The 23,468-nt window shown below is 32.6% G+C and carries 17 protein-coding genes; all 17 read left to right on the top strand.

What is annotated here, in order from left to right; translation table 11 throughout:
- Positions 1 to 16 precede the first annotated feature (16 nt).
- Complete coding sequence (locus tag BN1372_RS03220) at positions 17 to 856, top strand: TIR domain-containing protein (RefSeq protein WP_062197414.1); 840 nt, start codon at positions 17 to 19, stop codon at positions 854 to 856.
- Between the two features lie 26 nt (positions 857 to 882).
- The gene (locus BN1372_RS03215) at positions 883 to 2,727 is read left to right on the top strand and encodes a TnsD family Tn7-like transposition protein (protein ID WP_062197413.1); all 1,845 of its coding nucleotides are present in this window, start codon (positions 883 to 885) and stop codon (positions 2,725 to 2,727) included.
- Entirely contained in the window at positions 2,708 to 4,234 is a 1,527-nt protein-coding gene (locus BN1372_RS03210; protein ID WP_074018116.1) for a Tn7-like element transposition protein TnsE, read from the top strand. The genes BN1372_RS03215 and BN1372_RS03210 overlap by 20 nt, the downstream gene beginning before the upstream one ends.
- 19 nt (positions 4,235 to 4,253) lie before the next feature.
- Positions 4,254 to 4,682: a hypothetical protein gene (locus BN1372_RS03205; protein WP_062197412.1), complete on the top strand. Its 429-nt coding sequence runs from the start codon at positions 4,254 to 4,256 to the stop codon at positions 4,680 to 4,682.
- A 239-nt stretch (positions 4,683 to 4,921) separates the two neighbouring features.
- Entirely contained in the window at positions 4,922 to 5,779 is an 858-nt protein-coding gene (locus BN1372_RS03200) for a DUF2726 domain-containing protein (protein WP_082418924.1), read from the top strand.
- Between the two features lie 108 nt (positions 5,780 to 5,887).
- Positions 5,888 to 7,666 (top strand): ATP-dependent nuclease, encoded by a 1,779-nt coding sequence (locus BN1372_RS03195; protein WP_062197410.1) that lies wholly within the window; start codon positions 5,888 to 5,890, stop codon positions 7,664 to 7,666.
- Entirely contained in the window at positions 7,650 to 9,269 is a 1,620-nt protein-coding gene (locus BN1372_RS03190; RefSeq protein WP_062197409.1) for a UvrD-helicase domain-containing protein, read from the top strand. Before BN1372_RS03195 ends, BN1372_RS03190 begins: the two co-directional genes overlap by 17 nt.
- Positions 9,263 to 11,230 carry a hypothetical protein gene (locus BN1372_RS03185; RefSeq protein WP_062197408.1) on the top strand — a complete coding sequence of 656 codons (1,968 nt, stop codon included), beginning with the start codon at positions 9,263 to 9,265 and terminating at the stop codon, positions 11,228 to 11,230. The genes BN1372_RS03190 and BN1372_RS03185 overlap by 7 nt, the downstream gene beginning before the upstream one ends.
- 799 nt (positions 11,231 to 12,029) lie before the next feature.
- Complete coding sequence (locus BN1372_RS03180) at positions 12,030 to 14,150, top strand: integrase catalytic domain-containing protein (RefSeq protein WP_230198787.1); 2,121 nt, start codon at positions 12,030 to 12,032, stop codon at positions 14,148 to 14,150.
- On the top strand, positions 14,137 to 15,450 hold the full coding sequence (locus BN1372_RS03175) for an ATP-binding protein (RefSeq protein WP_230198786.1): 1,314 nt from the start codon (positions 14,137 to 14,139) through the stop codon (positions 15,448 to 15,450). Before BN1372_RS03180 ends, BN1372_RS03175 begins: the two co-directional genes overlap by 14 nt.
- 290 nt (positions 15,451 to 15,740) lie before the next feature.
- Positions 15,741 to 16,472 carry a TniQ family protein gene (locus BN1372_RS15465; RefSeq protein ID WP_062197406.1) on the top strand — a complete coding sequence of 244 codons (732 nt, stop codon included), beginning with the start codon at positions 15,741 to 15,743 and terminating at the stop codon, positions 16,470 to 16,472.
- 6 nt (positions 16,473 to 16,478) lie between these two features.
- A complete protein-coding gene (locus BN1372_RS15460) occupies positions 16,479 to 17,582 on the top strand; it encodes a TnsD family Tn7-like transposition protein (protein WP_062197405.1) in 1,104 nt (367 codons plus the stop codon).
- Between the two features lie 238 nt (positions 17,583 to 17,820).
- Positions 17,821 to 18,534, top strand: coding sequence for a hypothetical protein (locus BN1372_RS03160; protein WP_325062676.1), 714 nt, complete (start codon positions 17,821 to 17,823; stop codon positions 18,532 to 18,534).
- Positions 18,535 to 18,765: 231 nt separating this feature from the next.
- Complete coding sequence (locus BN1372_RS03155) at positions 18,766 to 19,740, top strand: hypothetical protein (protein ID WP_062197404.1); 975 nt, start codon at positions 18,766 to 18,768, stop codon at positions 19,738 to 19,740.
- A 4-nt stretch (positions 19,741 to 19,744) separates the two neighbouring features.
- Positions 19,745 to 20,632: an SMODS domain-containing nucleotidyltransferase gene (locus BN1372_RS03150; protein WP_062197403.1), complete on the top strand. Its 888-nt coding sequence runs from the start codon at positions 19,745 to 19,747 to the stop codon at positions 20,630 to 20,632.
- Positions 20,625 to 22,253: a ThiF family adenylyltransferase gene (locus tag BN1372_RS03145; RefSeq protein ID WP_062197402.1), complete on the top strand. Its 1,629-nt coding sequence runs from the start codon at positions 20,625 to 20,627 to the stop codon at positions 22,251 to 22,253. Before BN1372_RS03150 ends, BN1372_RS03145 begins: the two co-directional genes overlap by 8 nt.
- Positions 22,231 to 22,734, top strand: a complete 504-nt coding sequence (locus BN1372_RS03140) for a Mov34/MPN/PAD-1 family protein (protein ID WP_062197401.1) — start codon at positions 22,231 to 22,233, stop codon at positions 22,732 to 22,734. Before BN1372_RS03145 ends, BN1372_RS03140 begins: the two co-directional genes overlap by 23 nt.
- The last annotated feature ends 734 nt before the right edge of the window (positions 22,735 to 23,468 follow it).

Below are 23,468 nucleotides of genomic sequence, written 5' to 3'. Positions count from 1 at the left end.
TTAAGGGGCTGAGTTAATGTTGTATCATGTGTTCATGGAAGTAACTGATATTCCTGGGGCGGATAAAAATTTAGAACTGTATGAATTTGATAAGGAAGACAAAGAAAAAATTATTGATGAAATAATAGTTCCATATTTGCAAGAAGGTAAATTGCAATTTAGTGGTTATTTTTTAAACTCTAAAAATATTATCAGAATAATAATCAAAACTACTGATGAATCTATAAAAATCATAAGAGATAGAAAGCAAGCAAATTTAGCTCAAGGTCTTGTATGGGTCGTTACAAAAGAGCAAGTTTTTAATAGTGAAGATTACACTCGGGATATTACAGCGGAAATTATTAAAGAGGCTAATTCAAAAGTAAAAAATGTTCCGATTTTATCGATAGATAGCGCACCTGAGAAACTTGATACTAAGAAAGTATTTATAGTACACGGACATGATGAAGCTGTTAAACTTTCTGTTGCTAGATTTTTAGAAAGATTGGATTTACAACCAATCATTTTACATGAACAAGCTAGTGGTGGATCGACAATTATCGAGAAACTTGAAGAACATACAGACGTAGGGTATGGAATTGTACTTTATACTCCTTGTGATTTAGGAAAAGCTAAAAATGACGAGAATTTGCAAATGAGAGCAAGACAAAATGTGGTATTTGAACATGGTCTTTTAATAGGGCGATTAGGAAGAAAAAGAGTATGTGCTTTAGTTAAAGATGAGATTGAAAAACCAAATGATATATCAGGAGTCGTATATATTAATTATGACTCAGGAAATGGTTGGCATCTGGAATTATTTAAAGAATTAAAAAATGCAGGTTTTGAAATAGACGCAAATAAAATATTTGTATAGTTTCTTAATATTTTAGGAGTGATTAAATGCTACCTTTCTTCACAAACCCATATCCCAATGAATTATTGTATTCAGCCATTGCGCGTTACCACTTTTACAGTGGAAATCTTGATTGTAAAGATACGTTGGAGGAGTTGTTTGGCAGTCGTTGTGTGATACCGAGTGTGGAGATTGGTAGTTATTTTTCTATTTTGGCGGAAAACCTAGGACCGCATTACTCGGTGGAATCGCTTTTAGCCAGCCATACCATTTATCCATACTATGCTTCGTTTTTATCGAAAGCGCGGCAGCAGGAAATTTTACAAGATGTATTAAAAGATGGACAGGCATTATATACGAGACTTGGTATTGTAGCGGGTAGTGTTTGTAAAAAAGACGGCTTATATTATTGTGCTGAATGTGCAAAAACAGATAATGCACAATACGGAGAGCCGTACATTCATCGAGAGCACCAACTTCAAGGTATTAACTATTGCCCGCATCATGAAGTGCCATTACGTAAATACCCAGCAACAACGGATAGTCGAATACAATACATTCGATTTGAGTTAAGGCATATGAATTTAACGGCTATTTATGACGTTGATCCATATAAGGAAATAGCTGTGACAATAGCAAAGCAAGCGTATCAACTATTACAGTTGCCATTGCATGGGCTTTCAAGAGAAGTCGTTACGTCAAAGTATCGAGCATTATTAAGAGAGCGTAATTTAATAACAGCCTCTAATCGTATTCGACAAAAAGAGTTGTATCAAGCAGTAAGCTCACATTTCCCGAAAGGCTTTTTACAAAGATATGAAAGTGAACTAAACGAAGCATATGAATACAATTGGTTAAAGGTATTATTACGAAATAGTAAACGCCACGTTCATCCACTACGTCATTTACTTTTACTGCATTTTTTACAACAGGATATAAAGAATTTAGAAAAAAATTCAACAGATAAAGGTGCATTTGGCGCGGGTCCATTTCCTTGTTTAAATAAGGCTGCATCGCATTACAAGCAGTTCATCATTCAAGATGTAGACGTAACAAGGGATTTTAAAACGAAAAATTTGATTGGTACATTTACATGTTCATGTGGGTTTATTTATGCAAGAAAACATACGACAGATATTTTTAAAATAGGACGAGTGAAAGCTTTTGGCGAGGTTTGGTTACAAAAGCTAAACGAACTAGCTAGTGAAAACCTAAGCATTCGAGCAATGGCGAGAGAATTAGGTGTTGATTCGAAAACAATTAAAAGGAATTTGAATCGAAATGTCGAATTAAAGCAGTACGAAAAATTAGTAAATGTTGATGCTCAATTAGTACACTACAAACAGGACCTAATTGAAGGGATGAAACGCTTCCCCACTTTTTCACGTACACAGTTAAGACAACAATTTCAAAAGCAATATATGTCCATTTACCGTCATGATAACGCTTGGCTAACAGAAAATTTACCAGTAAAACAGCGAAAACAAAAGTCATCGAAATCGGTTGATTGGGCGAAGCGAGATTTACAATATGTAAAGCAAATAAAATTACTACACAATCAGCTCTTAAAAGAAGAAAAGCCTATACGCATAACTCAATCCATAATAGGTAAACGTTTAGATATATTAGCTAATTTAGAACGCCATTTAGATAAGCTACCTCGAACAAGACAGTTACTACAGCAGATTACAGAATCTGTTCAAGATTTTCAATTACGTCGTTGCTACAAAATCATCGATGAACTACTACAAAATAACGAGCCAATACTTTTATGGCAAGTGCAACGAGTTGCAGCAATTAAATCACATCATTTTCATGAAATAAAACCTATATTAGAACATTATATAGCGATGAAACGGGACGTGAAGAAAGATGAGCGAACAACGAGTTAAACTACAACATTGGCCTTTTAACAAAGGAGAGCAAGCCCAATTAATTTGGATAAGCTCTCCTTTTTGGCATGATAATAAAATTATGATTCATACTTATTTTAGAGCAAAAGGTAAAACGGAAAAAATTTTAGCAGATTGGGGTACACTGCCAGCTTTGGCAATTCAACATTATTACGTAGATGGGGATATTACTAAAAGCATCCCTCCACAAGACATTGATGAAGTAAACATCACAATCTACCCTAATAATGTTTCAGGCTATGAGCGTGATTGGCAAGTACAAGGAACGAATGATAAAGATATCTCAAAAAGTTTTATTGTAAAGCAAGGCAACCAAAGTTATGTTTTGCCTTTGATTGAAGTAGTTCGTAGTATTTTAGCACCGAATCGATTTTTACTGTATTTGCTTTTTCAAATGGATTCATTTGCACAGTATTTTCTTGAAACTTATTCCCCCGATAAGATCCATTTAGATTTTTCGTCGAATTATCATGTTAAATATACAAAGCCAACACCTTTACAACATTTAGTATGGATGCTAACAAATCCGGATGTTAGAACTATATTTGAAGAGTTGGCGTATACATTTTATCAAAAAAATATTTTGCAGTTTGATTGGTTATTTAATCAGCCGATAACAATAAGCGCGGTTGTTAAATCAAATAGTAGTGGTGGGACGATATTGAGAATTACAAAGGTGAATAATAAACATATCCCATATAAGGAGATAACATATTCACACCCTGAAATAGCCCAAACGACTAAATCAGGTGAGCCGAAAAAATATACGTTGCAACCGAAAAAAAGTTCAAACAGTCAGCAAGATGAGCTGATATTAGATGAAGAAGTCGACGGAACAACAGACAATTTTGATGTTGTTGAAATGGAGAATCAAGTTCATGTATACACAACAATGCCGAAGATAACGAAAGTACCTAGGAAGACAAACAAAATACGTGATTTCGAGGATGCGAATACGAAAAAGCGCCTTATCAATAGTAATAACTATCGCTCTACAGCAGATGTAGGAGGAAATAATGTTGTTAGAGGTTTAGAACACCAGCCATTAATGGAGGTTCAAATAGATGGTGAACTAGGAGAATTTCTAAAAGTTATGCGTGTGCTACAAAGCTTTCGCGAGGTCGAGTCAATCAATATTATTCAAGGCAGCTTAAAGAAATTCTCTGATAAACGATTTGTGTACTTGAGTGATGGTGTGACGGAGAGGAAATATGTCATTGCCGAAGTGAAACTATTCTCTGGAAAGGCTTTTGATGTAATAGAAGTTGAACGAGAAGATAAAGCAATTTCAACGTTCATTTATTTTACTAATAGACCTGAGAATAAAATGTATGAACTAAATGCAATACTCAAAGGTTTGATAGATAACAATGGTGTATGGGATAAGGCGCAGTTAAGTTATAAACGGATAAATTATTTAACGTTGAGGCATGGGAAAAAGGAATATAGACATAGAGCCACTGTGATATTGAATAAAGTTATTTAAATTTAAGGAGGCTTAGTTTATGAGGAAAATAAAAGTACGATTAACCGCTGATTTGACAAAGTATTTATCAGGACTAGTAGCGGGATCAGAAGGAGTTACTGTAGGACAAGTAGGTAGATGGAGCAAAAATGATGACCGTTTTGTAAGCGTCAATTTTCCGGGCAAAGGGATTTTAGATGTGTTATGGGAGTCGCTTGAAATCATTGATGAGGAATATTTAGCTGAAGCGGAGAAAAGAAAAAGGAAAGAATTGGAAGAATTAAAAACAGCATATGATGTTGTGAAATATGTAGGACCTCGGGGCGGATTTAAATATTTGAGTTATCAATATGTTAACTCAGATGGTGTAAATGTAGGTGTTACTCAAGGATTTAAAGCGAAGGCTGAAAAGTTGATAGATATTTTTGAGAGTTATGGGATTGAAGTGATGGAGAAGGTAATTGGATAAATTAGAATTTAAAAAAGAGAATTGATATTATCGTAGCGTTTCAAACTATGGCACAGAATATAAATCAACTATTTTTAAATGAGATTAAATTTATGTTTAATGTTTAATGTTGAAATTGTGTTATTTATATTCTTATTTTTAAATTTCAAAGAAAAAATAGGGTAAACCGATTTAGGAACCGAGATTTTTGATATAGGGAGTATAAACTTTGAATAGAAATCTATTAAGAGGGTGGTACGATCCTAAAAAAGAGAATTTTTAACAATTACGAAAAAATAACTTATGAAAGACTTGATGAAGTATGTAAGACTGTTAATGCATCAGTATTTCCCAAGGTGAGACTTGCGGATATATTTCCAATCACTGATAGTGGAATTTCAAATGAAGAGTATTCTTTCGCTTTAAAATCACATTTTGATTTTACTGTATATGATAATACAACATTGCAACCATTATTTGCAGTAGAGTTTGATGGGAAGGCCCATTCAACAGAAGTTCAAAAGTCGAGAGATAAAATTAAAAATAGATTAGCGGAAAGGTTTAATCTCCCTCTTTTAAGAATTAACTCCTTGTATTTGGATAAGAAGTATCGCAGTTTAGACCTTTTGAGTTGGTGTATAGAGGTTTGGTTTTCAGCTGAATATTTTTATGAGGCACAGAGAAATGGGGCGGTTCCATATGATGAGCCATTCTCTCCTGAATCAATAATTTCGATATCAGGTTACCAAAAAAAGTTCCCATTTTTCTTATCTTTTGATATTAGAAATGAAATTAGAAAGTTATTTGAAGCAAAAAAAATAAAAAGTTCCATCCCAAATGTATGGATAGGAACAGATAACAATAAAAACTATTATGGGATTAGCTGGATACACATAGATAATAATCAATGGATAGTTAGTACTAGTGGAATGAAAGTACAGAGATTTCTGATGATTCAAAGTGACCTTTTGGAAGAAATATTAATTTTCGAATTGTATAAAGAGTTATCGGATTTTTTTGAAAAAAAGGTTAATAGTTTTTCTGATAAGGAAATCGATCTGATGATTAATAAGTTTCAAAAGAAATACCGTTTAGCATCGGCAAGTTTAGGTGGATAGTTAACATAACTAAATTATTATTGAAAATAGGTCTAATAATTTTCGCCTAACGGTACTTAGCATATGCCAATTAAATTTTTTTGATAAACATAATGGGAGATTTGTCTAATGAAAATAGAGTGGATAAAAATTAAAGGATTTAGAAATTTTGATAATGAAAAAATTAATTTTGCAGAGCAAACTTTAATTATTGGAGCTAATGATGTTGGAAAAACAAACTTAATTTATGCATTACGTATTCTTTTTGATCGTAGTTTAAGTGATAGGGACTTAGATTTATTTAACAGTGATTACAATGTTTATACCAAATCAGATTCTATTGAAATAACAGTAAAACTTGTAGAAGTTACGGAGGATTGTTTAATATCTGTATTTAAAGGAGATTTGAACAACGAAACAGTTTATATACAATATAAGAATTCAAAGAAGAGTGAATATAGTATTCTTTCGGGGGCTACAGAAGAAACGTTAGAAGAAAGAAATTCACGATTTTATATTAAGCGGTTAAACATGGAATACGTGAATACAAATCGAAATTTAGAATCTTTTATGAAAAGAGAAAAAAACCAAATTTTAGAAGATGCTAAATTAAAATTGACGGAAGAACAAACGCAATCAGACGAGAAATCTGTTCTCAAAATTAAGCGTAACTTAGAACTTGTAAATAAAAGAGTGGACCGTTTGAATTATATTCAAGAATCTCTAAATAAAGTAAATAACGAATTAAGTTTACTTGCTATACATAATGAAGGCAAAGTATTAACTTACAAGAATACTAATTCTGATGCTACTAGAATGTTAGATAACTTAGAATTAACATATAGTACGGATGAAGGTGCTTTAACTTTAGGTGGAGATGGTAGAAATAATCAAATCTTTTTAGCTACATGGGTTTCTAAACAAAAAAATGTGAGTTCTTTAGAGAAAGTAACTTTCTATGCTATAGAAGAACCAGAGGCTCACCTACATCCACAACAACAGCGCAAGCTTTCTAGTTATTTGTTGGAAAAATTCGGGGAGCAAGTTTTTATTACTACACATTCTCCGTATATTGCAACAGAGTTTAAGCCTGATAGGATTGTCAAACTATATTCTAAGAATAAATCTACTAAAGCTGCAAAAGGTGGATGTAGTGAAGAGTTAAAAATGAATTTTGATGATTTTGGTTATAGATTAGATGCTATAACATCTGATGTATTTTTTGTAAATGCAGTATTTTTAGTTGAAGGTCCTTCAGAAAAGCTGTTCTATACTGCTTTAGCTAAACAATTAGAGATTGATTTAGATAGGTTGAATGTGTCAATTATATCTGTTAACGGTGTTGGGTTTAAGCCATATATAAAAATTTGTTTGGCTCTAGACATTCCTTTTGTATTAAGAACTGATAATGATATTTTTAATAAAACAAAAAAAATTGGAAAAAAGGACGTTGAGTTTTCTTTCCAAGGTGGCATATCACGAGTCATGGGGATTTATACAGAACTTCTACAAACAGAGGATAATCAAGAGTTAATCAAATATTGGGAAGCCCATCAATTGAAAAATGAATGGTTAAAATCTAGACAGCATCCACAAGTAGCGAAAAGTCTAGCTAAGTATATTATTCAAGAGGTAGAAAAAGACAATATATATATATCACAAATTGATTTGGAGAATGACTTAGCCAACAGTAGTTTATTTAGTTCGCTAAAAAAGTTCTATAATACTAGAGCAGTAAAAAGCACTGTAGATAAGATGCAAAAAGCAAAAGCCGAAAATATGCTGAAATTTTTAAAAGCTCACTTTGATGATTTAAAGTGTTTAAGCGACGATAAAATTTCAGAACCACTTAAACAAATAAAAAATTTAGCTAAAAAGGTTGTTAATGAGAATGAAAAAAGCAACTAAACCTACATCTGAACAAATGAGAATTATTGAAGATCAAGGAAATTTGGTGGTAACTGCTAAACCAGGTAGCGGTAAAACATATACTATTATCGAAAAAATGATTGATATTTCTAGAAACTTATTAAGTTATCAGGGTGTTATAGCTATTTCATTTACAAGAAAAGCAAGTCAGGAGCTAGAGCAACGTTACAAAAGAAAAAGTACTGAAAGTAATTATCACTTTTTTGGTACTATAGATAAATTTTATATTTCCGAAATTATTATCCCTTTTTCAAAGCTTTTATTTGGAAAAGGAGAACCATTAGAAGTTAAGGATTCAATAGACGATTACCCTAAATTTAAAAGATTAAAGAAGTTGAAAGAAAATAGTAATGATAAAAAATTATTTGAACTACTAGAGGAATCGCTCCAAGGAGGTTTGATATTCTTAGAGATTAGTGGCGAAACAGCCTTATTTATTTTAAATAATGTACCTCAGTGTTTAATATACCTTAAAGCTAGATATACCCATGTTTTTATTGATGAATATCAAGACTGCGGTGAAATTCAACATGAAATATTCTTGAAGCTAGTTAATAACGGCATTATAGGAATAGCTGTTGGAGATTTAGATCAAGCTATTTACGCATTCAGTAATAGATACTCAAAATATTTATTATCTTTGATAGGCGATGATGATTTTACGCATTTAGAAATTACTCGTAACCATAGATGTCATAAGTCAATATCGGATTATTCATTAGAATTAATGGGTGTTAAGAGAGAACACATAGAAAAAGATAAGAGAGTATTTAAGGTTAATGTAAGAGGAACGGATGAGCAAATTATTTATGCTATTGAAAATAACTTAGAAGAAATTAAAACCAAATTTAATATAAATAGGAATAGTGATTTTGCAATTTTATGTCGAGGAAATGATACAGCTAGAAGAGCTGCTAATTTTTTATCCGTAGATAATAAGTTATTTGTAGATACCCCCTTAGATAAAATTAATGGTAATTGGGCAAGTTTATTCAATGATATATTAATTTCATATTATTTGTTTAAACTTAATGAAATCACTGTTCTTGATTTCGTAAGTAAGTATATAAATGAAGAGTTCTATTATAAAGATTTTAGAAAATGTTTAGAATTAATAAGTATGCTATTTGGTCTAGAGGATGATAATTTTCAAAAAAATATAAAAGAATTTATTAAGATAGCTCAATTAATCTATCCTGAACAAAAAGATGAGAGAATAATTCAACTGCTTACAGAAATATTGGAGAGTGAAGAAGCGTTATATAGCTTCAAACCTGCAACGGAAAACGAAATTAATATTATGACGCTACATAAGTCTAAAGGTCTAGAATTTAAATGTGTATTTTTATTGGATTTATATAAATGGATATTACCTCCTGAAGGCGATTGGGTATCTGAAGAAGATTATATACAAGCATTGAATTTACATTATGTGGGGGTTACGAGGGCAATTGAAGCTTGTTATATCATGATAGGACAACAAAGATATAGACCTAGACAAGAAGATTTTATTAGAGCTCAAGAGTCACCATTTTTATATTTAAATAATGTCTCTAATATGAGGGGAAATTTGAATTGGTAGAAGGTAGGGATTTTATGATAACAGACGTCGCTGGATCTATAAATGGATATTACAAGCAAATATACCTAGCTGTTAAAGAATTACTCAAGTTGAAAAATGATAATTCAAGTGTAGGCATAGAGTGTGGTGCAGATATTCGAGTCTTTAATACTAATAATAGAAATGAATCGATTGAAGTGAAGTTCTATAAAAAAAGTATAGGTTTATATTCACCAGAAATTTCAAAAACTATATATAATTTCTATAAACAAACAGCTGATGATCATATGCTATTTTTTAATACAAATACGAAAGTGCCTAGTACAGATATTTTTGAAGAAGATGGAAATATATTTACTTTAAATAAAGAAAAAGGTATTTCGTATATCCTTCATTTATTGATAAAACACGAGTCTAATAAAAATAAAGAAAATACTATTAGGGAATATTTCGAAAGAGTTGGGATTGTATGTGATAGATGCGAGAAAAACGCTTGTGATATATGTATTTCTAAATTTGTTGAGCAATTTAAAAATACATATCCTAAGCACTTTGCTGAAATAATTGAAATTAATTCAGTAGTACAGCTAAACCAATTTGTAGAAAAATTGCATTTTATATTTGAAGATCAACCAAAAGATCAATCAATAACTAGTTTAAAAAAAGAATTGAAAATTTTGTTAAGAAAAAACTATAAAGATTTAGTTTCGGATTTTGATGAACTTATTTTAGAAGCAATAATTCATAAAATAGCAATTAGTTTTTTTGATTCTACCGTAGTTAATTCACTTATTAAAAACCCTAAGATTGATTATCAAACACATAAAAAGGTTTCTAAATCAGATGTTATAGGTTTTATTTCTACTTATCAAACGTTTTTAAAGGAATACAAAGAAGACGTACTTGAATTAAAGATATTTGACATAGTTGAGAAATCTAATTTAGATGAACAAAAAATAATATTTAAGTTTAATCAAGAGTATGAAGAGTATTTGTTTTCTAAGGCCAAATTAGATATCTATAATACGGCAACGATAAAACAATATTTTCGAGATATTGGGATGAAATTTAAAACAGAGTATGAAAGAAATGCTCTTGTGAATAGGTTTGAACTCTATAATAAAGGACTTGGATTATTAGGGTATTTAATGAGTTTAAAAGTTAGGGAAATATCTGTTAAAGAAGATATAGTATTTTTGAAAGGAACAGATGGAGAATCTCTATCTATACAAAATTATGATTATTATGATTATGAAATGATATCTAAATATATAGGTGCTAATAAAGAATCAGAAGATGAGAATTATAGATATATGGAGTTAGAAGAGTGCTCTTTTTTAGAATGTATATCTGAGTATTGTACGACTCCGTTTATAAAAATAGATAAGCTAGAGATGAAGGTGTCTTTAGAAGAATATCAAATAATAAATTCTATACCATTTAAAGTAATAGAAGAGGTAAAAAGGCTAGTTTCTTCCGATAGAAGTTTACTGATTATAAGTTCAGCTACTATGGACAGAAAACCTTTTTTAAATGCAATGATTTCTTCCATACCTAAGAAGTACTCTTTTATTACAATAGCCGAAGATTTATTGTCATTGCCTGTTATTTGTAAAGAGAAGCCAAATGTTACTATAGATAGCTTAAAAGAAGGTTACACTGAAAGTATAAGAAAAATGGCGATGGCTGCTAGTTCATATGATAAATGTATTTCTTTAATTGATAATTATGAATTAGATGATAAAGTGATTTTTAATAACTTTAAAATTCTTTTAAAGGAAAATAAGTGTTTGATAGGGACAATACATCGAGATACTAGTAGATATATAAATATGACGATGTTTGAAGAAATATGTGAGGCTTTATCCATTTTTGATGATATAGATTTTAATATATTTGATAGTTTTATTATACTTGAAAATTATTTTGTAGATGGGCAAAAGCGAGATGTCTTAAACATTTTTAATAAAGCATCAATTTAATCAATCTTTTTTATAAAATAAGCTCTACACAAAAATCAAACTCATACATTTTGATCAATCTTTTTTCAAAATGTGCGGGTTTCATCTATATATAAAATCAATGTTTGTAGAGAACTTTTGATCAAACTTTATTTCAAACCAACAGTTTTGTGTAGTGTTTTCACCCAATAAACTCGCTCCTGACCTAAAAAACTCGGTTCAGGACAAAAAAAGTCGTATCAAGATTGAAGGAAAACCAGAGAAAAATCTGGCGACCTTCGGTCTTTCGGAATAGAATAAAAGCCAGAAGGAATAAGGGTTTTCGAGCCTTTATTCCTTTTTCTTTTCCCCTAAACCCTTACAACCTACTCTGGAGTGACTTTTTTAGTCCAAATTGGTTGTAAAAACTGAACAAAAGTCGGGGAAATGTGAGGCAAAGTCGGGAACGACTTTATTAGGCGGGGAATATTGAGAAATGGCTTGAAGCGTTGGGAGAGTAAGAGTTGGTAAGGTTTAAGGGGGAAGGGGAGTTGGAACGAGTTTTTTAGGTGGATACATAGTAGAGCGTGAAGGATTTAGGATTAAAGGAGCCGAGCAATCAAATATTATCATACGCTTGACGGAAGGGACTGTATAATATTCTAAGTATTGTAAGGGAAAGGAGTAGTAGCATTAAACGAATTATTAGAAGAGGAGCTTGGAATGAATAAGTAACTATCCAAAGCAGATAATGCAGTTAGTGGAATGTCAACACTAAACTGGACAAAAATTATTACCATGTTGAAGTTTCTGATGAAAAGGCTGGTGATGTAAGATACAGTTGGTAATTAATGATTTATTACGAAGCACTGAAAATCCCGAAATTATTCAAAGAGTTGTCTGGGTTGATAATGAGCACCAACTTTGTTTTTTGGTTAATATTCGTGAATCATCATTTCCATATAGTGAGGAATTACACCATATAGAATCTTCTATGGATAGTGGTGAGATTGTAAGAATGGAAACTGATCCCTGGGCTATAAATGTAGATGAAGAGGATTTATCTGATACAGAAATTGAAAAACGTGAAAAGGCATGGAAGGTAATTAACCACATCTATTTAATTCCCGATATTTTTATATCGAAACGTAGGTCGGAGTTAATTAAATTGGCGAGTAAGGAGTTTGGAATTAGTTCTAAAACGGTCCGGCAATATCTAAAACGCTATTGGTCAAGGGGAATGATAAAAAATGCTCTCCTACCCGATTTTAATAATTGCGGAAAACAGCGGGGAAAGGAACGTAAATACACCAAAAAAGCAGGAAGACCATTTGCGTATTCTTCTTCTATTCAGCGAGCAGCCATCACTGATGAATGGAAGAAAATCATTAGAATTAGCCTAGGAAAATATTACTTTATTCGTTCAAAGCCATCATTAAAATATGCTTACCAACAAATGATAAAGCAGTATTTTTCCAAAGAGGATGATAAAACAGGCTATAAAGTATTGGATGTGGATAAGCCGATTATTTCATATGACCAATTCTATTATTGGTATCGCAAGTGGTACAAGCCGGAAGATGCAATTCATAAAAGAGAAGGGAGGAGGGAATTTTTACAGAACTATCGTGCTATTACCGGCTCAGCAACTGAAGATTCAATAGGGATAGGTACATATGCTATTGATGCAACTATTGGGGATATATATTTAGTTTCAAGTTTAAATAGAAATATAGTGATTGGCCGTAGCATGATTTACTTAGTCGTGGACATCTTCTCAAGGTGTATTGTTGGTTTGAGCATTTCAATTGAAAATATGTCTAAGGAGACTTTGAGAGTGGCTCTTGCTAATACTTTTGAAAATAAGAAGGATTTTTGTAAACGGGCACTCGATATGGAGATTAGTGAAAACGACTGGCCTATTCACTATCTTCCACATACCATTATGGCAGACCGTGGAAGTGAATTAATTTCTGATGAATTAACACAGATTACTGAGAACTTAAACATTAAGGTACAGAACTTAGGATCTTACAGACCAGAACTCAAAGCTGTTTGTGAGAAATATTTTGATATTCTTCAAGACCATATTTCACCATTCCTACCAGGAGCAGTTCAAAAAGATTTTATGAAGCGTGGCGGAAAGGATTACCGTAAAAAGGCAGTTTTAAACCTAAATGAGTACGCCAAAATTTTGATCCGAACGGTGCTTTATTATAACAATCATAACTATTTATCAGACTATCCTTTGACCCAGGATATGTTAGAGGAAAAAGTTCCTCCTATACCAATTGAAATTTTTAAGTGGGGACTTCATAAAGAGACAGGTCTACTGAGGGAAATGTCTTTAGATGCAATTAGGAGCAATGTTTATCCAAAGTCTCAAGCAAACGTGACTCCGAAAGGAATACACTTTGGTGGTCTTTACTACACATGCTCTAAAGCTGTCAAAGAACGTTGGTTCTCTAAAGCCCGTATTCAAGGTAGTTGGAAAATGGATATTTATTATGATCCCCAAAGTGTGGCAACTATTTACATTCGGATTGATAGGCAGAACAATGAAGTTTGTTCTTTAATTGGGCAATACGAAATGTATCGAAATGCAAAAGCGGAAGAGCTTGTTAACCTAAAGGAGAATAGACGACAGCAAGAAGCTGAATTTGAAGAAGATGGTATTAATGGGGCGATTCAACTTGCTCAGGATATAGAGTCAATCGTGAAAAAGGCGAAGAAGGAAGCTAAAAAACATTCCCTTAATGGTGAGGTTCCTAAAGATATAAAGAATATAAGGGAGAACAGGCAAAAGGAGAAAGAAGTAATGAGCACAGATAAAGAAGTTGTTGTTTATCGAAGTAATCCGGAAAAGGAATTGAATTCGGTAAGTCAAGAAGCTGAATCGGCAAAGACCTTGGATATGTTCCGAAAAAAACAGAAGGAAGTGCTTAGCGATGGGGATAATTGAATTAGATAATGGGATAAAACCCCAAGTTGCTGAATACAAGGAACAGGAAATATTAGAATATCAAGGCAATCCTCTTATAGAGGCTTTGCCTCCTATTTATTCTCAAGAAGAGGTCATTGATCATTTATGTATGTACCCACCTTATCATACGGAAGAGAGAAATCTAAATGATTATAAAAGGGTTCATCTGATTACTAGATTACTTCATTATTTTCAAGCTATGCCCATTCACTTAAAGATTGAATCATCAATATCACGATTAATTAGATCGGGGTATATTTATCGGAATCCAGTATCTAGCACTTATGCACAAGGGTTCGTGGATAACTGGAATAATATTCAGAATAAATCCTTTGATAAGTCAGTTATTCAGACAGGACAAGCACTGAGTATTTTGGGAATTTCCGGTGTAGGTAAAACTAGATCTTTACAGAGAATATTGGAGACCATTCCACAAGTGATTTCGCATGTGTCTTACAATGAACAACCATTGAATCAGTACCAAGTAACCTACCTGAAAATTGAGACACCCTTTGATGGTTCAGTAAAAACCATTATTTATGATTTTATGTATCAAGTAGATCAACTTCTTGGGACAAATTATTTTAATAGATATATGAATAGTAGATTGTCAACCAGTCAATTAATGCCAATTATCGCTCAAATTGCTAAGAGTATTAACCTAGGGATGCTTATTTTAGATGAATTGCAGCATTTAAAAGGGATAAAAAGCTCCAGTTCAAATCAGATACTAAACTTTTTTACAGCGTTGATTAATACGATAAATATACCTTTAGTTATGGTGGGGACCCCAAAGGCTATGGATGTGTTGCAATCCCAGTTTAGAAAAGCAAGAAGGAGCACTAATATGGGGAACGTTATGTGGGACCGTTTTGAAATGGACGCTACCTGGGATTTATTTATTGAAGGAATGTGGAAATATCAATGGACGAAAGAAGGGGTCCTTCTATCTGAGGAACTTTCTTCAGCCATATATTTTGAGTCTCAGGGCGTTACCGACATCGCAGTGAAGTTATATATGATGGTACAACTTCGTGCAATTAGTAATGGTACAGAAAAAATTACAACTGGATTAATTAAAAAAGTGGCTCATGAAGAATTGAAGATGGTTCAGCCGATGTTGCAGACATTAAAAGGTAATGACTATAGTAAACTAGCAAAATATGATGATTTGATGCTGCCAAATATTGAAAACCTTATGGAGAAAGAAAAGATTATTGTTGAACAAAAACAGGTAATGGTTTCACTACAAAAAGGTGCAAAGCGGAAGAATGAGTAATCAAAATTAATAGATGATGCTGTATTCCGTTTAAATTTACTTGGGTTTGATGTTGCCAATAAGGAGGTCCAAAAGATAGTTTTCAAAAATAATCAGTTAAAAGATGTTTCGCATATTGTTAAAGAAGTATTTCTTCTATTAAATAGTGATGAAAAAAGTGATGATAATTTATTTGGTGAAGATTTAAGAACTATTATTAAACAAGGGAAAAATCAACGATTAAATGCGTACCAATCGTTAAAAAATGCTGGTGTAATAAAGCAAGATTATCCTGACTCTGGTGCAGTATCATGATTATTCAATTTCCAACACCCTATCCAGATGAGCTTTTATATAGTATAGTTGCCCGGTATCACATTAGATCTGGCAATGTCTATTGGAAACACACATTAGAGGACTTATTTGGTAAACGAACAATAAGTGCTTCTGTATTTTTGCCATCGAGAATTGTTTCGCTTGTTAAGCGATTACCTACAAATACGACATTAAATGAAAAAGAACTTATAGAAAATCATACAATGTATCCATTTTATACAGTGTTCTTACCAACCGAAAAGGCTCAATCAATTTATAACTCTATGACAAGTGATGATGGAAAAAGTATTTACATGCAATCTGGAATCATGGCATGTTCCATTCCTCAAAATAAGTATTTAAAATACTGTTCTGCATGTTCGAGAGAGGATCTTTCTATATATGGAGAGCTATACTGGCACCGACTACATCAACTACCAGGGAATCTTGTCTGTCCAAAACATGAACTCTGGTTGGAGGATAGTGCAGTGCCAATCACTCATTCAAATAAGCATGCCTTTATATTGCCGACTACAAGTAATTGTGACTTGACTAGGGAAAAGAAAGTGGATTGGAATATCCTAGAAAGATTCAAGGAAGTCCTTCTACAAGCTGAGCATTTATTGAATGGGCATTATGAATCCCAGTCCTTTTCACATTTCACAAGATTTTATCGTTATCATTTAATGGATCAAGGATTTGCTAACCATAATGGGCGGGTGGATTAGAAGTATTTGCATGATAATTTTCGTGGGTATTATCCTGAAGAATTGCTGAAGAGTCTTCATGCAGGTGTTGGACAATGGTTATTCAATATTTCTCGTAAACACCGACAGTCTTTTCATCCTTATTATCACATATTGATGCTAAATTTTCTTGGATTGGATGTTCAATCGGTGTTTAAGGAGAATTCATTTGAAAGTAACCCCTTTGGTAAACCCAAATGGCCTTGTTTGAACGTTGTGTGTTCAGAGTATAAGAAAGATCTCATTGAAGAGGTTACTATTAGAAGTTGTGAGAAAACAAAGAAACCAATTGGAAGGTTTACTTGCCTCACATGTGGTTTTTCCTATACAAGGCAAGGTAGGGATCAAGAGCAAGAAGATCGGTATAAGTATACTCGTATTATGAACTTTGGTTCCATATGGGAAAATGAGCTACAATCTTTGGTAGAAGAAAACCTAAGTTATCGGGAGATTGCTCGAAGGATGAATGCAGATGTTGGAACCGTGATTAAATATGCAAACGGTAAAAAGAGTGAAGTTAAATCCAAAGTAGAACATTATTCAAAGAAGGCTATATTGGAACAAAAACGTCAAATCTGGATAAAGTTACAGCAAGGAAAACCAGAGCTATCCAAAACAGCGTTGAGGAATCAAGAGCCCTCTACTTATGCCTTTTTATATAGAAATGATAGAGAATGGTTAAACGATCATTCACCTAAATTGCGAAAGATTAAGAGTGTAAATCAACGAGTAGATTGGCAGAAAAGAGATCAGGAAATATTAAAGAGTGTTCAAAAGGCGACAGAGGATATACAAAACAGACCTGGTAAGCCGAAAATGATAACAGTTAAAGCTATTGGGGATGCAATCGGAGAAAGAGCGTTATTGGAGCAACATATGGACAAAATGCCTGAAACTAAAGCATTTATAGATGATGTTTGTGAATCAGACAAAGAGTTTCGACAACGGCGGATAAAATATGTCATTGAGAAAATGGATGATGACGGAGAGAAGATAAGAGTTTGGAAGGTGCTTAGACAGGCTGGAATTAAGAAAAACTTCTACGAAGAAGTGAATGAGCTTCTTCATAGTTGTTTGATAGACATGGGGTAGTATCTCTAAACAATGGGATACTCTTTTTTGATGGTTTGATAAATAATATAATGTTTAGTTGGAATATTTCGGTATTTGCATAGTTTTATTAGACTTTTGCTGTAAAATAGAAGTAGATAGTGACTGTAGGCAAGGCTGAATATGCCTTGTAGAGTTTTTAGAGAACTTAATAATTAAGAGTTTCAGGGTTAATAAGAAAGCAAGAATACATTTTTATTGTATGCGAGGTGATAACAGGATGCTGAATTTGGAGGAATATGTAGCTCGCCGTAAAAAAGAAGATAAATTAAATGAGTTCGATGTAAATGAACGCATGGAAAATTTGAGAATCTGTGTCAATTATGTTTTTGAGTATTTCAATCAGTATCTTCCAGTTGATGAGATGGATCAAAAAACATTCGTAAATAATGAGAGGTTAGAAAAGTTTAGAAATCAGTTGAGACAGTATGACCGAGAAATTCAGGACTGGCTTGTGAGTATTTATGATGATCATGAAAAACATATACATCGCTCCATTATAAGTGTCTTAAAGAGGAATGAATTATTTCTGTTATACCATAAAGAAGATGAATTTAGGGCATGTTCATACGATTGCTATTCGCAAATTATCAAAAAGAATCCTTTTTTAGGGAATCAAACTGAAATGTTGTTTAGATTTATAAAAGATTATCATCGCATCCATAGTCAAAAAGATCAATTACCAATCCTCCTATCAGAAGAAATTGATAAATGGGTGAACAATACGTGGGATAAATACAAAGTGAATATTTGGGCATTTGTTACTGATTACACAAACAGGTTTTTTGAAGATATTTCTATGTGGCCAGTCAAACATAGAATAAAAACAAATCAAGATTGGATGCCATATGAGTATGATTATAAGCAAAAAAGTAATTTATTTAATTTAAACATGCTATACCCCAAAATTTCCAAAAAACCCTTTATGAGATAGAAAAAAGCGATTGCTGGAAAATATGCTAATGTATGAGTGGTTACATAGTATAGTTGGTGACGAGGAGAATTATTGGGAAAAGTATTATTCTAATTATGTAGATAATAATTAATACTTTGAACTGATAATTCTACATTTTACACCTGAGAGGCTAGTCAGGGGAATCAGTAAATAATTTCTCCATGCTAGATTAACTTGGAAAAATAATAAATAGAAATACAGGGGGTGGATATGTTGAAAAGCAATATTGAAAAGGTGCTAGGGATACTACTCATAATTCTATTAGCTTTCAATTTATTCTTTTTATTATACATTCATTATTCAACGAACAAAAAGCAGGATCAATTAGAAGAAAAACTTGCTGCATTAAGCAGTGAGGTCAATAATCTAATCGTTAGCAACTCCACAACAGGAAATGGTAATGCTGAAAAAACAATAGATTTTCTTAAACAGGAGTATACAAACTATAAGGATTTTGCAAATAATGACCGAGAGAGTTTCATGAACTTAGTCAGCTTATTTTTTGTGGCATTAGGTGTCTTGGTAACAGGAGGAATAATAGTCCTGTATTGGATTTTTGGTCAAACGAAAACAGAAGTAAAAGAAAATGCTAATACAACTATAAAGCATTCTATTAATGAAATTGGAGAGCAGGCAAACACAACCATAAAGAATTTTGTAAAGGAAATTGAAGAAGAAACGAAAAATAAAATTAAAAGTTTAATTGATCCTACGATTGAAGGTTTTGAGGTAAAATACAATGAATTAGAACGTTTTATAGAAAGCCAACATTCTATTCGAAACAGTAGGGTTGTAGTTTTAACTCCTGAAAATAAAAAAGAGGAAATGGAGAGCATTGAAGTAGCCAGGATTCGTGGGATTGTAGGGGAAGCACAAATAATCGGTTTAGATGAATTTGAAGAATTTGAGAAAAAAATTAATAATAAAGAAATAGATATTATTATTTATAGATATGAATTAGATGGAAAAGAACAGGAAGGGATAATACAGCAATATATTGGAAAACTGAAGGAATTAGACCTAAGCATTCCAATAGTAGTTTATGCGACTTTTGACAATAGGATTGTTGGGGAGGACGCTAATTTAATTAATTCTTACCCTTATGCTGTTTTAGCAAATATGCCGACGAGCCTAACAAGCAATATGGTGTCTTTAGCAAATGTAGTATCATATGAGAGGAGATAAAATAATGACTATTGCGGAATATCTTGAATCGTTACTTGAAGAAGAAAAGATTGATGATAAAGCTAAAGAAGAGATTAAGAAAAAGAGAGATGAAGTAGAAATAGCAATAAGAGATGAATTTGGCGATAAGGTTAAAACGGTTAAATACTCAGGGTCTATAGCAAAGCATACAGCAATTAATTCGAGTAAAGATTTAGACCTTGCTTTTCATTTCAAGAAGGAATCATTTGATACATTAAAGGAAATGTATAACGCAGTATTCGACTTTTTAGACGATAATTATAATGTAAGAAAGCAGAAAGTATCAATTGGATTAATAGATTTCGATGTTGATGTAGTTCCTGGTCGTCGAATAGATGAGGAAGATGATAGTAATAATGACGTATTTTTATATCGGTCTGATGATGATAGTAGAATTAAAACAAACATAGAGAAGCATAAGTCTCACATTACTGAGAGTGGTTGTCGTAATGTAATTAAACTTATGAAAATCTGGAAAAACAAATGGAATGTAAAGTTTAAATCATTTGCTATGGAATTATTGGTTATACAGGCTTTAGAGGATTCGGTTGCTACAGGCTTGAAGGATAGAACTAAAGAAGTTTTAGAGTATATTGTAGACAATGTTGAGGATATCAACCTAATAGATCCTGCCAACTCAAATAATAACGTTGCTGATGTAATTGAATATCACAAAAAACTATTTATGAAAACCACTGCATCTAATTGTTTAAGTTATTTAGATGATGACAATGATAGTCAATTATCTGCTTGGAAAAAGGTATTTAATGACTTCACTGGTACAACTAATAATAGTTATTATACAGGTTCCAGTGTGGTGAAGAGGAATACGTCCGATTGGGGGAGGCAACCAGATAGAAGACATGGATAAAGGGATATTATGGTATGAAAAGATGCCAGAGGTTTTTGAGAGGGAGAAACATTTCCTCGAATCAAAAGGCTTCTTATTAAATAAACATAGTGATACTGTCGAGTTTATTGGAAAATCATCAGTTTTAAAAGAGTATCCATTGAGAATTATATATCCAAACGGATACCCTTCGTTTCCGCCTACGGTGATTAGTGATGTTAAAGATGAATTGGTTTTAGTACGGCACCAGAGGAAATTAACTAAGTCTTTATGTTGCTTTGGCTTTTCCTCTGAACGATGGAGAGCCGATTTTACGGCGAGGGAGGTTCTCCAAGAGGCTGAGGAACTAATAGTTAATTATTCACCATTAACAATTGACGAGGAATCTGGAATTTATAATGATTTTGTTCCAGAACCAATTGTAAACCAATATAATTATGCGGATGGTGGTATATTAATACCTCCACCGTTTGGAGATATGGTACTTTCTGATTTAGAGAGTGTAAATGATATGGTAATAAATTACTCTGTTAGACAAAAGAGAGGAATGCTCAAATCAATTACCTTACAAAATGAGAATAACGATGCACATTCTGGCTACAAGGATTGGTTCGAAGGTTCAACCTTATATAGGTCTAAGATTTACATGGTAAATAGCCCTCCACCATTGACAACTGAAAATATTAAGTCATGGTTGGTTGAGAATAACATTCGTATAAAACCAAGTAAAAATCAATTTTTATTCTTTGTTTTTGAAGATGAGTGGGGTAAAAAAGGAAATAAAAGAATGGCATGGATTGCCTTAAAAATCCTTCAGGGAACCGCCTCATGGATACAATGCTATTTGGTAAGTGAAGATGATCATAAAATTCGTACTCCTTATGGCTCCTTATTAAGAAATCATGTAGTTACAATAGTAGGGTCAGGTTCTTTAGGGTCAATTGTTTCAACTACTTTGGCACAAGAAGGAGTCAATGAATTTAATTTGTTTGATTATGATACTTATGAACCCTCGAATGCAATAAGACATCAAGTTAAACAGTATTGGTATGGGCTGCCTAAAGTAATTGGTGTTGGCGATAGAATCAGAGAATTAGCACCAATGGCAAAAGTAGATGTATATGAAGTTGCAGTAGGTAATATTAAAGATTCTTCTTTTTATCAAAGGATTAATGAGGTATTAGTAAACTCCGATATAATTGTAGATACTACAGGGGAGCACAGTGTATCACATTTTCTAAATAGACTTTGTGTTAATAATAAAATACCTCTAATTATTAGCTCCGTTACAAATGGGGCTTGGAGCTGTGAAGTTGTAAAATGTATACCTAATCATTCAGGATGTTGGGGTTGTTGGAATCGAAATCACGGACAGCAGAAACCTCCAAGTTCACCTGCAGGAGAAATGCAGTTTGCACCAGGCTGTGATCAACCAACATTCATTGGAGGAATATCAAGTGTTAATATTGCAGGTGGGTTAGTTTCGCAAGCTGTTATGGACACCTTGTTAGGTGTGGATTTGGATAAGAAACACTATATTTTATGGAGTGAAAGAGACCATGGAGGGAATCGGAACTATAGTGTGGAGTATTTAAGTAACCCTGCATTAGAGGACTGTGATGTATGTTATGAAAATCAATAAAGTATTATTTACAGAGAATAGTATTTCCAATATAAATGAAATTATTGGTCAACATGAACTCAAAACTGAGGTAGGGGGTGCACTCGTTGGATATCAACAGGGAGAACAATTGATTATTACCCATGCCTCAGACCCAGGAGAAAATGCAAAAATGTCTTTTGATTCAATTGAAATTGATGGTAAATATGTAACTAAGTTTTGCAATAAACTTAACGAACTATCTAATTACAAATTGTACTTTTTGGGCGATTGGCATACGCATTTGTCTAATAATCTTAACCCGAGTAAAAGAGACTTAATTGCGATACAGCGTTTATCAAAGTATATCCCTGCAGAGTACAGGGACTCTTTAGTGACTGTAATTGTTAATCATTATGATCCATCAAAAATCGGTGTGTATTCTCTTAACAGTGATAGTAAGTTGAAAGCCATATCATGTTCCAAGATACCCAATCCACCTTGGATTATTAAGTATCATTGATTATTTTTATTCCTTTTAAGTAATGAGAATCTAATATACTTATATCAATTTTAAATGAAGTGTCAGAATCGCAATAGATGTTGAACTATAGGTACTTTAAAGATATGAGGGAAATATTCTTGGTCTTTATTCTATGCTCGTTTTTCTATTATATCTCCCTGCCTTAAAGTTGGATTCTATGCTAAAAAGTCGGTACCTACTGCTAAATAGTTGGTATCCAAACGGCAAAGGCAACGGGTAGTCTATTATGTAATCAATCATTATTCAAACGGTTTTTTTCAATCATAAATTAATACAATATCGAGGCGGATTCAGTAGGAATTCGTCCCTTTTCTTTTTGTTCAAAACCCCTCAATCTCTTTTCCAATAAGGATTTAAACCTTCTTCTCTCTTCGTTATCTTTGCTCTATTCTGTTGTTTTCCCTACGGTATAGAATCGGTGTCCTTTCCAGTGTTTACCTATTAGTTAGGAAACTGTACACTTTAGTTTATCAGTTATAGCAGGGTTTGATAATCTTTGAAACTAGAGGCCTATTTTCGACAATCACACTTGTTTTTTATGTAACATTTTGAGATTGTATGTCGAAACTACATGAAGAAATTGAATTAAAAATGGAGTAAGAGTAAAATAAAAATTAAGTAAAATTGAATAAACGAGGTGACCTTTTTGGAAGTAAGGCTTTTTTGGGACTGTCAATATTTTTGTGTAAATGACTTTTCAACCCTTTAAGGTA

The organism is Massilibacterium senegalense (assembly GCF_001375675.1).
Classification (GTDB): domain Bacteria; phylum Bacillota; class Bacilli; order Bacillales; family Massilibacteriaceae; genus Massilibacterium; species Massilibacterium senegalense.
This window is presented reverse-complemented; position numbering and strand designations above follow the sequence as displayed.